This is a genomic window from Staphylococcus sp. 2S1 (assembly GCF_046721335.1).
GTDB classification, from domain to species: Bacteria; Bacillota; Bacilli; order Staphylococcales; family Staphylococcaceae; genus Staphylococcus; species Staphylococcus equorum_A.
In genome coordinates this window covers 23,979-37,004 of the sequence record NZ_JBEUUJ010000003.1, presented here as the reverse complement: position 1 = coordinate 37,004, position 13,026 = coordinate 23,979, and the positions used below count along the sequence as shown (strand labels likewise).

The following is a 13,026-nucleotide window of genomic DNA, read 5'->3' as shown; positions in this document are numbered from 1 at the left end:
ATTGTATTTATTATACATTTTAAAACACTATAACGCTAGAAAAGAATTAAATTCGAAAGAAAATTAATTTCATTTGTGTAAAATAACACTTTGATTTTTAATGTTACTTCATTTATATAGTATTAAAGGTAATAGCAGTGCTTCAAAATTGATTCATAATATAATAGGGGTAGTATTAAAATGAGCTATATCAATGTGATGGAACGAAAATGAATAACTGAATAAAAGAAATGAAGTTTTATGCAATGACATTCAATCGGTTTTGATATACTATATATCATATGTAAATACTAGGTTATAAGGAGTAAGTATATGGATGAATCATTAAGAAGTGAAAAACAATATGGTGCGTTAGCATTATTGCCGTTATTAATATTTTTAGTTTTATATATCGGTGTGGGGATTACATTTACGATTATTGGCAAAGAGGATGCTTTTGATCAACTGCCACGACATGTCGCTATTTTTATAGGTATTGTCATAGCATGGACTTGTTATGATAGAAAAACGAAATTTACGAAAAAAGTTCAGATTTTTACTGAACACGCAGGGAACTCAGGCATTGTAAATCTTGGATTAATCTTGTTACTTGCAGGTGCTTTTTCAACGGTTACGTCTGAAATGGGGGGTAAAGAAGCTATGGTCAACATGGGTCTATCCGTGATTCCGCCAAGTTTACTTATCCCAGGAATATTTATAATGAGTGGGTTTGCTGCCTTAACGTTAGGGACTTCAACAGGAGCGCAAGCGACATTTATTCCTGTAGGTGTAGCCGTGGCACAAGCAGCGGACTTAAGCGTAGCGGCAGCAGGTGCGGCTGTTATTGCAGGTGCTTACTTTGGTGATAATTTATCTATCATTTCTGATACAACGATTGCTGCAACGAACGGCGTAGGTGCCAAGATGAAAGATAAATTTAAAATGAATGTGCTCATTGCTATGCCCGCCGCATTCATCACAGCGATTATATATGCCATTGTTGGTGGGACTGGTAATGTAGAAGGCGATTTAAGTTTCAATTTCATTAATATTTTGCCTTATATATTTGTATTAATAGCGGCTATTGCAGGTTTAGACGTCATTTTTGTGCTTATTCTTGGTATCGGGATGGCTGGACTACTAGGTTTGGTTCAAGGTCAAATGGGTATCTTCCAATTTACGAAATCGATTGGTGATGGTATGGAAAGTATGTTCAACATTTTCCTTGTAGCATTCTTAGTATCTGGCCTTGTAGCATTGATTCGATACTATGGTGGTGTAGATTGGATCATTCAAGCTATGAAGCGAAAAGCTACAGGACGTAAAAGTGCTGAATATGTCATCAGTATGATGTCAGGTGTGCTGTCTGTCGCACTTTCACATAATACGTTAGCGATTATTATTTCGGCACCAATTGCAAAAGAGATTGGTGATGAATATAAAGTGCCACCTAAACGGATGGCCAGCTTACTAGATATATTTGCTTGTAGTGCTTTAATGGTCCTCCCTCATGACAGTGGGATGTTAATGGTAGAGCAATATGGCGATGTCTCTTATTTAGAAGTATTAAAATATTCATTCTATCCAGTTATATTGGTTATTTGTACAATTATTACAATTCAATTTGGTTTATTAGATGGGAATAAAAAGTTAAAAAATAAATAGTTGATGAAAAACTTATGCTTGATATAGAAAAAAGAGCTTCCATTTTTGGAAGCTCTCAGAGTGTCGACAAAGTCTCTGACTTTGTTGGCACTTTTTTGTGCACGCTTTCCGTGGGCACAGCCTCAGCCAGTAGTATTCGGCTAGTGCTTTTCCCGCAGGAGTCGGCCCAAATTACTGCCATTTTTCAAACAAAAATAATATAATATGTTTAAATTAAACAGTGGTGGGGTCTGTAATGTTGAATAAATCAATCGATAAAAGAAATAGAAACGAACGTAGCGGAGCTTCCATTTTTGGAAGCTCCTTTTCTATATGATTATAATTAGTTATTTGCGCCAAGTATGTTTTGGGTCAGTCATATCTGATTTACGCATCTTAGAGACATAGGGATTGCCTTTTACAGTAAAGCGTAGTGGTTTAAATGTCCAGTCGCCTTTGTTTGGAATTCCAATACGTCCGCTTTCTTCAATAGCACATGGGTATTTACGATTTTTAGTGTCGATTAATAGACGACTTTCATTTAAACGAGAACCATCTAAATGTCGAGGAATATTAAAAGCTTTGGTCCACTTTCCAGGTCCGTTGGTTAATTCAAATCCACTTTTTCCTCTATTTAATTTCATGGTTTCGATACCTTCTTTAGGTTCGACAGCTCTAATTAATACACCTTCAGGGACGCCTTCATCTTTTGTGACAAAATTTATTAAAAGGTGATTGTGCATCACGTGTGCATATATCGTCCCACCTCGTTTATATAAAGATTCTACTTTGGGCGTTCTTTTTCCATTAAAACCATGAGCGGCGCGGTCTTCTTTGCCAACATAGGCCTCTGTTTCTACAATATATCCAGTGAATGTTTCGAGTTCATCTTGAAAAATCACTTTGATACCTAGTAAATCTTTAGCAATAGTTATTGTATCTCGACGTAAAAAATCCATGAGTTGTTCCTCCGATTTCTAGTTTTTTTAAAAATAAATATTTTTAAATGTTTTTTTTAGAATCAGTAAAATTGTATTACTACTTACAAAATAGTTTGTTACACTAAACTAAATAAGATATTTAAAGAATTTACATATAATGTACCAAAATTTAATGTGAATTAAAAATTATCTTTAACATATGAATATGAAAGGGGGAGTATTATGGAGCGGAAAGTTAGTTTTCTTCAAGCACTCAAATTGTTCTGGATAAACTATGTTAATTTTAAAGGGCGCTCACGTCGAAGCGAATATTGGTATATGATATTATGGCATATGATTTTTATGATACCAGGGCTAATATTACTTATTATAGGTTTTATTATGCTTGTTTCAGGTCTTTCATCTTATTCTGGTGAAATCACTGTAATTGGAGGCATTCTAATATTCATATCTTTTATATATCTTGTTATATATGGATTAGCTACACTGATTCCTTGTCGGGCATTATTGGTTAGAAGATTTCATGATACAGGTAGACAAATGTTGATTCCAGTGATTTATTTTGCCGTATTAATTGTTACTAATATTATGATTACATTAATAAATGCGATGGATCCTGAATATGCTAATATTTCTAGTATCATTACGCCGATGTTGATATATATCATTTATGCGGTATTAGGAATATATTGTTTAGTTATTTGTTGTTTGGATAGTGAGAGAAAAACAAATAAATATGGGACGAGCCATAAATATGGTAATCACATTCGCTCGAATGCTCACATGTATGAGGATACTTTTAACCCAAAAGAAAATGAGCAACTTGGACAAACTCATAATCAAAAACATGAGGAATTAAAATACTGAAATTAAAACGCTGTTACCAACTTAGTTTAAGTGGAAACAGCGTTAGTTTTTTCTTGTGCAATATCACTTGCACAAGAAGTAATAAAGTAGAATCATGTCTAGCAAAGTTGAATTTAAAATGTAACTTTGCTAGATCTAATGGTATTATCAAAGTATATAATTTTTAAAAAGAGAGGGGTCGGGGCATAATGTCACTAAACATTGAACATGTAACCAAGAAATATAAAGATTTTACAGCGGTTAATGATATTTCATTATCATTAGAACAAGGTAAGATGTTAGGTTTTCTAGGCAGAAATGGTGCGGGAAAAACGACAACCTTCAGAATGATTTTAGGACTAACGCCAATCACTGAAGGTAAAATTGCATATAATGACAAACCCATAGACAAGACTTCATACAACCACATTGGCTATTTACCAGAAGAGAGAGGATTACATCCTAAAATGAAAGTAGAAGATGAATTACGTTATTTAGCTACTTTAAAAGGAATGAAGTCCAAAGAAATTACGGAAGCTATAGATTATTGGTTAGATAGGTTTGGCATTAACGAAAATAGAGAAAAGAAAATTGAAGCATTATCCAAAGGAAATCAACAAAAAATCCAACTTTTAGCAAGTATGTTACATAAACCAGAATTATTAATTTTGGATGAACCATTCAGTGGCTTAGATCCAGTCAATGTAGAGTTATTAAAATCAGCTGTTAAAGATTTAAATGATCTTGGTACTACTATTATATATAGCTCTCATAGAATGGAACATGTAGAAGAATTATGTGACAATGTCTGTATTCTAAATCGTGGAGAGCTTGTTGTTTCAGGTCCAATTGATGAAGTGAAAGCAAATCATGGTAAGAAAAGCGTCGTCATAGAAACAGAACATGAAATGCCAGAAATAGATAGCATTGACGGTGTATTACAAGTAGATAGAAGTAAAAGAGAAATCAAAGCAATGATTGAGACAGAAGAGGTTGCTGAAAAAATTTATGAAGTTGTAATACAGTATGGTTTCGTCAAACGATTCCAAGTTGTAGAACCATCACTAAATGAAATCTTTATAGCAAAAGTAGGTGACGTCAATGGATAAATTCTTTGCGACTTTTTCCTTAACTTATAAAAGTAAAGTCAAAACAAAGTCATTTGTTATTTTTACAGCTATTGTGATTCTTTTAATGGTTGGCGCGGCGAATATTAATAAAATTATTGATTTATTTGATGATGGACCTGATAAAGTAGGGGTCGTCTCATCGAATAATGAAATCTATAAAGTCATTAAATCACAAGGTGATCAACTTGATGAAGGCGCAGACTTTAAGCAATTATCAGAAAAACAAGCAAAGTCACAGGTTAAAAACGAAAAATTAGATAAAGCTTACGTTATTAAACTGAGTGAAGATAAAAAACTTTCAGGTAAAATATTGAGTAAAGATACTGTTTCAGAACAAGATAAGCAAAAATTAAAAGCGACATTATCAACTATACAAACACAATTTGTTGCGGCGAATTTAAACTTATCACAAGATGAATTAAAGCAGTTACAGTCTCAAAGTGAAGTAACTTCAGAAGTGCTTGCAGATAATGCTAACAATTCAAATTTAAGTGAAGCTCAAAAAGGCTTTAATACAATGATTGTATATGCGGGCGTGATGCTTATATTCTTTATCGTTTTCAATTATGCGAGCCAAGTTGCTATGGAAATCGCAACTGAGAAAACATCACGAGTTATCGAAATGATTATTACGAGTGTGTCACCAGTGACGCATATTCTTGCGAAGATGGCAGGTGTGGTTTCAGTAGCATTAACCCAAATCAGTATATTTATTGTGGTCGGCATTATATGTTTCTTATTGTTTGATATTGGAGATATGTTAAAAGGGTTTAATATTGAACCAAACGAATTAACCGTGCAATTAATCGTCGTAGGTATCATATCAATGATTATTGGTATACTTTCATATATTATTTTAGCATCGATTTTAGGATCTATTACTGCTCGTATAGAAGATATTAATCAATCATTAATGCCAATGACATTAATTAGCATGATTGCATTTTATATTTCCTTATTTAGTATCATGAACACAGATACATTATTGGTGAAAATTACCAGCTTCATACCATTACTTTCACCATTTGTGATGTTTGTTCGTGCATCCACGCCAGATGTTGCTATATGGGAAATTGTATTAAGTATGATTATATCTATTATCACTATTTTTATACTATTATGGGTTGCAGTGCGTAGTTATAAAGATACGATTTTGAGTTTTGATAAAGGCTTTATGAGTTCGGTAAAACGTATATTTAACAAAAAATAATAATTTAAAATGAGCGATTATAATAAACTACCATCAACATGTAATATGTGGAGGTAGTTTATTTTTTATGATTGATACATTTATTGTGTATAAAAAACGTATCTTTTTAGAGTGAATAGAAAGTTGTTTATATAAAATTACTATGTACTTATATAAATTAAGTAGTAGAATAAAGAGGAAATCAACAAAGTTATAATATTATACAATGAAAATTTGGCTATTATTTGTATAATAATAGAAAAAGTATAACAATTTTTATGATTGTTTGTTAAAATTGACGATTAGTATAGATAAACATTTGACTAAATTGTTACAATATAAGAGAGTAATAGAAGAATTAGGGAGTATTAAATATTACACAAGATTTGTGTTATTGCATCACAGTGACTTTGCAAGTTAACTTATGCTAGAGGGAAGCATAGTTAATCACATTGATGTTGTTACATTTAATCGTATTATGTGTGATAGGGATTGTTCACTACAATTGAATTATTATTTTCAAAATAAATATTCAAATAAATTGGACTTGTAGTGAGACAGTTTACATTGCCTAAACACAATGAAGATCCCCTTCTGAGTTGTGATTTACAGGCCACGTTTGTAAGTGATGTTTTTATTCATGATAAAACCTGATATTAACTTTTGAAAAAGTATTGGGTTTGAAAGGGAGTAATTGATGATGTTTGCAAAAGTAGAAAGCCAAAGTAATGGTATTGATTTAATTAAAATTGATAATGAAGAAACGAAAATTGTTTTTACAAATTATGGTGCACGTATTGTCTCATGGAAGTACGATGATAATAACATTGTACTTGGAAATGTTGTAGAAGCAGATGAATTCTATGAAGAAAATCCATTTCATTTCGGGGCAACAATTGGCCGTTATGGTGGTAGAATTGCAAATGCTACTTTCGAATTAGATGGAAAGACTTATCAGCTTGACGCAAATAACGGTGAACATAACATACATGGTGGGCCAGAAGGTATTGGTACACGCTTTTTTGATTATGAAATTGAAGAGCAAGTGGGCCAAGTAAAAGTTATTTTTACAACAACTATAAAAAGTTCGGACGACCATTTTCCTGGCGATATTGAGCTAGAAGTGATTCATACTTATGATGTTGATCATAAATGGACAATTGAATACAAAGCAACCGCTACAGAGAAAACGTTATTTAATCCGATGAATCATGTTTATTTTAATTTGAATAGAGATAATAATGTGATTGATAACCATAGTATTTCAAGTTCAAAAGTAGATATGTATTTATTAGGCGACGATAATATCGTTGAAAGCATGGAACCAATTGATTTAGTGGACACGTTTAACGAAAGAAACATACAATTTAAAGACATCTTTACGAGTGAGCATCCAGTTGTGAAAGCACAAATGGAACGTTTTGGCGGCATCGATCATCCATTTGATATAGGTGGCAATGAAATGACCGTTGAAAATAAACGCTTTTTATTAACAGTGAACACTGACATGCCAAATGTTGTCATTTTCACATTTAATGATACTACAAGTTGGCAAAGTGACTTTAATATTTATAAGGCACATTCTGGTTTTACGCTTGAAACGCAATGTATACCAAATGACATTAACTTAATGGGAGAAAAAGCACCATCTATATTGGAAGCTAATCAACCATACTATTCAAAAACGTCATATAAAATTTTTGAAAAAGAGTTATAGAAACTAAATTGATATTATGCAAATAAGTCTGGGACATTAATATATGTCTCAGACTTATTTTTATATTGTCAGTAGTTAACTGCATTGGAAATGCGCTTATATTAAACTTTTAAAGACTTACAATTCTTGTATTCCATTTTCTAGTCATCTTTGCCGAAGTCGAATCATACAACAAACCTTATTAGAAAAATTTAGTTTTCTATCTAGTTCCATTTATATAGTTATTTCTCTGCGATGTTTTGTGCGCGTTTTAAAAATTTTTGCAATTTTGAATGTCTCTCGTCAGTTAGATAGGGATTTTTCAAAGCATCTGTTAACCGCGTTATATTTTTATTATCGTTATAATAGATGTCATTCAGTTCGAACACTGAAAGCGGCATATGCGTGTTTGAAGAATGTATGAATTCTAAATTTGCACCATTATCTACAAATCCTTCTTTGATAACTCTAAGATAAAACCCAGTCTTGCAAGAACGCGACATGCGCTTAACTAAATCTGGAATTTTATACTTTTCTTGAATTTTCCAACATGGTTCTCTTATTTCAGATACTTCTACAATTGCTTCATCTAATTGAAATTGATCACCCAAATAAATATCATTTTCATCTAAATCGACAGCAGTTAAATTCTCACCAAACATAGCATAGTCAGGTAATGTAGAAACATCATTTTTCCATAATTCATAGTTCTTCTTACTATAAAGACATAGCGCTTTATCTGGTCCACCGTGTCCTTTATATTCTTGCTCATCTTCAATAAACCCAGTCTTCGATAACCACATTTGACTTGTAATTCTCTTTTTGTTTAAGGCTGAGCGCATCGGTCTTTTCGTACTGTATGATAAATCTTGAATTTTACCTGTAGAAATTGCATCTAGCGCATAAATCATAATTCAGTACCTCCTGCAGTTTAGTGATTATCATTTTAAAACAATTTTCAGAATATGCAAGTGAACATATATTAGCGTCTTATATTTACGTTTTTTAGCTATGTATTTTTATGAATCTCATGTACAATAAAGATAAAAGTACTGTGTGTAAAGGGGAAGCATTATGAATAAAAAACAGTTGAAGTTAAGTACATTTGATGATGCATTAGACCAAATTAAAGATGGTATGGTTGTGGGTATTGGTTCAGGTTCAACAATTGAACTACTCGTGCCAAAAATCGCAGAGAAATTAGAACAAGCACATATTGATATAACTGGCGTCTGTACTTCAAACAAAACAGCTTATATCGCAAAAAAATTAGGTATGCGGGTAGTCGATGTAAACGATGTGGATAAAATTGATATCGCAATTGATGGCGCCGATGAAGTAGACAATCAATTAAACCTTATAAAAGGTGGCGGTGGAGCACTATTTAGAGAAAAAGTAATTGATGCTATGGCAGACAGATTTATTGTTTTAATAGATGATAGTAAATGCGTAGATTATTTAGGCCAAACGTTTAAGCTTCCTGTGGAAGTAGATAAATTTAATTGGCTACTCGTTTCTAAAAAGATTGAGTCATATGGTAAGGGTAATATTAAAGCAATACGCCGTGTTGTTGAGGATGTGCCATTTATTACAGATAATGGAAACTATATATTGGACTTAGAATTAAACGGAAGTATAGATGCTTACGAAATGCATGAATATTTAATCCATCTTGTGGGTGTATTGGAAACCGGTTATTTCTTAGATGTTGCTGACCAAATTATTATTGGTTCACCAGACGGTGTGAAAGTACTTGAAAAATAAATAATACAAAAAGGCGGATGAGACATGTAATTATGTCTCATCCGCTTTTTTTGTACTTTTATTTAAAGGTGGTAGTCCTTTGGGAGAGGACTGACTAGTTAATAAAGCAATATCGGACGCGCAGAAAGCATAAACAAAAAATGCCGACAAAGCCAGAGACTCTGTCGACACTTTGTGAGGTATACCATACTCCCCAAGTTTTAATAATGTTACGCATTAGTGTAACTAACGACGGTGACCACGTTTACTTTTAAGATTAAAAGGTGAACGCGTTTGTTTATCATTTGAATCATTATCTACTTCTTGATCATTATGTGTTGCGTTTGTAGTGTTTGATTCAGTTGATGATGTGTCTTCAACATGATCATCATCTGTAATGGATGCTTTCGCATTACTCACAGCCGAAGATTTACGAGAAGATGAATAACGTGCACTTGTTTTTAATGACTCATTATCGTTGTCAGTTGTATCATGTTTTACTTTTTCAGTAGATGCTTCAACGGAACTATTAGTCAAATTGTTTGAGTCGTTATTATCATTAGATTTTGATTTGTCATCTTCTTCATTTATTTCAACATGGTCATTATATGTCGAGTTGCTTTCAGTGTTTGTCTTTTTTTGATTATCATCAGTAGTTAAATCTGCGTTGTTTTGTTCAGTTGCTTCATTAACAGTAGATGTTGTAGACGATGCTGTATTTTTATCATCGACTGTTGAAGTTGTCGTCTTTGTTGTCTCATCAGTGTGTTGTTGATCTGAGTCGTGCGCTGTATGATGAGCCGCGACAACACCACTTGCGGCAGTCGTTGACTTTAAGCTGTCTGAAGACGATGTGCTTGTCTTATTTTCATCTTTAACACTATTTTCATCAACATCATCATCGGTTTGTGCATCGTTTTCAGATGTTTCATTAACATGATCAAGGTAGTTGTTATCATCCACTTCATCTAAATTACGTTTTGTGAAGAAATAAAGAATCACACGAACGATAATACTTAATAGAATGTAAACAGCGACAACAGCGGCCGTAGTTAAAGCAATTACTTTCATTGGGAACACATCGCCTAATTCTTCGTTAAATAAGAAAACGAGTCCAAATGACATTGTTGCATGGAATATTGTCGCAATGTATATTGTACGTCCTTTTGTAGCACGAATAAGTTCTCCAATAATCATTGAAAAAGCGAAAGAATAAAGGAAACTATATATCGCATAATCAAAGCTAAATGAAATATTAACATTCCATATTGAATAAATAATGCCCACAATAATAGATGCGATAAATGTATTCATCTTAGTTTCAACAATATGTTGTAAATAAGAACGGAAACCAAACTCTACTAAGAAAGCCATGATAATTTGACCAATAATAATTGATATAATTGAAACAGATAAATCGTCTGTTTGTAGAAGTACAAAACTATCAGCATAAACATTGAAGCAAATCATAGCAATAATAAAAATAATTAATGGTATGACAAGTGCTAAAATGATACGTTCTATAACTTTTAAACTAATTGAAAACTTTAAACTACCAAGTTGCGTACCTCTGTGTTTAAAGACGAGTAAACATATAACGGCAGCAATAAATGGTGCTAAGCTGCTCATGTCAAAGACAAAAGTTTTAAGAGAAATTGTACCTTGAAAATCTTTAAGTATAATAGGTGTTGCATAAGCAATAATGAAGAAAATAAATATCATCATTGCCCATTGAAAACCTGGTATACGTTTTGTATTCATTATGTAACCTCCAATAGGGTTCAGAAAAATCATTTATTCCTAATTATACATACTTCTGAGTGATAAATAAATTAAATTCAAATATTTATCATTGAAATGTAATACTTTTACAAAATCAAACGTCTAAATGCAACAATTTTAATATGAATTTCAAAATTAACTTTTAAACAAGTGGGTAAAGATAATTATAAATATAATTGAATTGGTAAAAATGTAAGCGTATACTTTAAGTGTCGATATAGTTTCAAAAGGAGGAGAACTATGTATAAATTAGCACAACGTGATTTATGGACAGGAAGAGTAGATAGTGAAACAGAGGAAACAGAATTCAGGCATTTTCAAACAATACAATTTCGTAATATTGAAGATGAGTACGATGAGCCACGTCACGGTGTAGGTATGTTAGGTTATGCGGTTGATAAGGGTGTTGAACTTAATAAAGGAAGAATTGGAGCTAAGTTAGGCCCAGATGCAATCAAGAAAACTTTTGCTAATTTACCAGTCTTGAGAACATGTTCAATTTATGATTATGGTAATGTTGAACATAATCATGAGACTTTAGAAGAAACACAACAAGAATTTGCGCATTATGTTGCTTCATCGATACAAAGACATAACCAAACCTTTTTGTTAGGGGGCGGACATGATATCGCTTATGCGCAGTATTTAGGCACACGTGAGGCGTTTCCTGATGCTTCTATTGGTGTCATCAATATTGATGCACACTTTGACACTAGAAAAGAATCTGGTTCTACTTCTGGTACGAGCTTTAGACAAATTTTAGAACAGGATGAAAGTACTGATTATTTAGTATTAGGTATTCAACAAGGTGGTAACACGCAAGCACTATTTGATTACGCGAAAGAAAGAGACATCGGTTTTGTTTATTCTGATGAATTGTTACATCAAATTTCTCCTCCAATTAAGGATAAGATAGAACGTTTTATACATGATCATGATGTGATTATGTTTACGATATGTATGGATGTTATTGATAGTGCATTCGCACCGGGGGTAAGTGCAAATGCTGTATTAGGCCTATCACCACATGTTGTGCTTGAATTGGCGAAACGTATTATTCCAAGTGAGAAAGTTTCTACTGTTAGTATTGCCGAAACGAATCCAAAATATGATGTGGATAATCGAACTGCTAAATTATCTGCTAATTTTTTGCATCATTTTATTCTTTAATATTCCAATAATCAATGCATTGATTTATAAAAGAAAGTACTCGTTCTGAGTGCTTTCTTTTTTTAGGTAGTTGATATAAATAGAACGACCTAATTTGGGACGCATTTCCAAAGCATCCAAATCCCGAGCGTTAAATGATTGATAATATACACGTGGAATAACTGCATATCCCAATCCTCTATGGACAAAATTAGTAGCCGCTTCAAAACGATCAACTTCCATAATGATATTCGGATGTATATTCATACGTGTAAAGTAATCATCAAGATGTTTACGCACTTGAGAACCTTTGGTAGGTAAGATTAATGGCAATGATTTAATAGACGTTATTTTAGTATCTGGAAAAGCATTTTTAGGTGTAATAACGACATAGGATTCCTCATATAGAGGAATAGATTTAATATCTTCATGACTAATTTGTTCATTGGTCAATGCAAGGTGATTTTCAAAATTGATGAGCTGTTCCAGTATTTTATTTTGGTCATGCACTTCAGAAACAAGGTAAGTCTGGTTGGGGTTATATTTTAAATGGATAGAAAGCACTTGAGAAATCCATTGATTTGCTGATTCTAAAATAGACAATTTGATTTTAGGCGCATGTCCCATATTAAGGTCATACATTTTTTCTATTGTTTGATGATAGTTCTGTATCAATTGTTGGGCGTAATTATAAAAATGAATTCCTTTTTCAGTGATTTTAATATCCTTAGTAGTTCTCATAAAAAGGTCATACCCTAAATTGGCTTCCATTTTTTTTATTGTAGTCGTTAAAGACGGTTGACTAATATGTAAAAAGTTAGCGGCTTTAGTGAAACTATTATATTTCACAACAGCGACAAAATACTCTAATTGAATGATTTTCAACACAAAGCCTCCTTGAATATTTGTTTTATTTATAGTCTTAAA

Annotated in this window: 10 protein-coding genes and 1 pseudogene; 7 read left to right on the top strand and 4 right to left on the bottom strand. The window is 32.5% G+C overall.

Translation table 11 applies throughout. The annotated features are described in order from the left end of the window. Window positions 1–312 precede the first annotated feature (312 nt). On the top strand, window positions 313–1,644 hold the full coding sequence (locus ABLV90_RS00535) for a Na+/H+ antiporter NhaC family protein (protein ID WP_460871935.1): 1,332 nt from the start codon (window positions 313–315) through the stop codon (window positions 1,642–1,644). Between the two features lie 326 nt (window positions 1,645–1,970). Here ABLV90_RS00535 and ABLV90_RS00530 read toward each other — a convergent pair whose 3' ends face one another. Next, window positions 1,971–2,582: a DNA-3-methyladenine glycosylase gene (locus ABLV90_RS00530; protein WP_427707982.1), complete on the bottom strand. Its 612-nt coding sequence runs from the start codon at window positions 2,580–2,582 to the stop codon at window positions 1,971–1,973. A 204-nt stretch (window positions 2,583–2,786) separates the two neighbouring features. On the opposite strand from ABLV90_RS00530, the gene ABLV90_RS00525 reads away from it, so the two are divergent. The 4 genes from ABLV90_RS00525 to ABLV90_RS00510 all read left to right on the top strand — a co-directional run bounded on the left by ABLV90_RS00525 (window position 2,787) and on the right by ABLV90_RS00510 (window position 7,446). Continuing rightward, entirely contained in the window at window positions 2,787–3,431 is a 645-nt protein-coding gene (locus ABLV90_RS00525; RefSeq protein ID WP_460871934.1) for a DUF805 domain-containing protein, read from the top strand. Window positions 3,432–3,619: 188 nt separating this feature from the next. Beyond that, window positions 3,620–4,519 (top strand): ABC transporter ATP-binding protein, encoded by a 900-nt coding sequence (locus ABLV90_RS00520; RefSeq protein ID WP_460871933.1) that lies wholly within the window; start codon window positions 3,620–3,622, stop codon window positions 4,517–4,519. After that, on the top strand, window positions 4,512–5,750 hold the full coding sequence (locus ABLV90_RS00515; RefSeq protein ID WP_460871932.1) for an ABC transporter permease: 1,239 nt from the start codon (window positions 4,512–4,514) through the stop codon (window positions 5,748–5,750). Before ABLV90_RS00520 ends, ABLV90_RS00515 begins: the two co-directional genes overlap by 8 nt. 679 nt (window positions 5,751–6,429) lie before the next feature. Next, complete coding sequence (locus tag ABLV90_RS00510) at window positions 6,430–7,446, top strand: aldose epimerase family protein (RefSeq protein WP_427707975.1); 1,017 nt, start codon at window positions 6,430–6,432, stop codon at window positions 7,444–7,446. A gap of 221 nt (window positions 7,447–7,667) precedes the next feature. Here the strand turns inward: ABLV90_RS00510 and ABLV90_RS00505 are convergent, their stop codons facing one another. Next, window positions 7,668–8,336 carry an MOSC domain-containing protein gene (locus ABLV90_RS00505; protein ID WP_427706632.1) on the bottom strand — a complete coding sequence of 223 codons (669 nt, stop codon included), beginning with the start codon at window positions 8,334–8,336 and terminating at the stop codon, window positions 7,668–7,670. Window positions 8,337–8,499: 163 nt separating this feature from the next. On the opposite strand from ABLV90_RS00505, the gene ABLV90_RS00500 reads away from it, so the two are divergent. Next, window positions 8,500–9,189, top strand: a complete 690-nt coding sequence (locus ABLV90_RS00500; protein ID WP_427707973.1) for a ribose 5-phosphate isomerase A — start codon at window positions 8,500–8,502, stop codon at window positions 9,187–9,189. A gap of 225 nt (window positions 9,190–9,414) precedes the next feature. Here the strand turns inward: ABLV90_RS00500 and ABLV90_RS00495 are convergent, their stop codons facing one another. Then, window positions 9,415–10,929: a type II CAAX prenyl endopeptidase Rce1 family protein gene (locus ABLV90_RS00495; RefSeq protein ID WP_460871931.1), complete on the bottom strand. Its 1,515-nt coding sequence runs from the start codon at window positions 10,927–10,929 to the stop codon at window positions 9,415–9,417. A gap of 261 nt (window positions 10,930–11,190) precedes the next feature. Between ABLV90_RS00495 and hutG the strand changes: the two genes are divergently transcribed. Beyond that, a complete protein-coding gene (hutG, locus tag ABLV90_RS00490) occupies window positions 11,191–12,120 on the top strand; it encodes a formimidoylglutamase (RefSeq protein ID WP_427707971.1) in 930 nt (309 codons plus the stop codon). On the opposite strand, the pseudogene ABLV90_RS00485 reads toward hutG, so the two are convergent. After that, window positions 12,110–12,984: pseudogene (locus ABLV90_RS00485) on the bottom strand (LysR substrate-binding domain-containing protein). The gene hutG and the pseudogene ABLV90_RS00485 overlap by 11 nt on opposite strands. Between the last annotated feature and the right edge of the window lie 42 nt (window positions 12,985–13,026).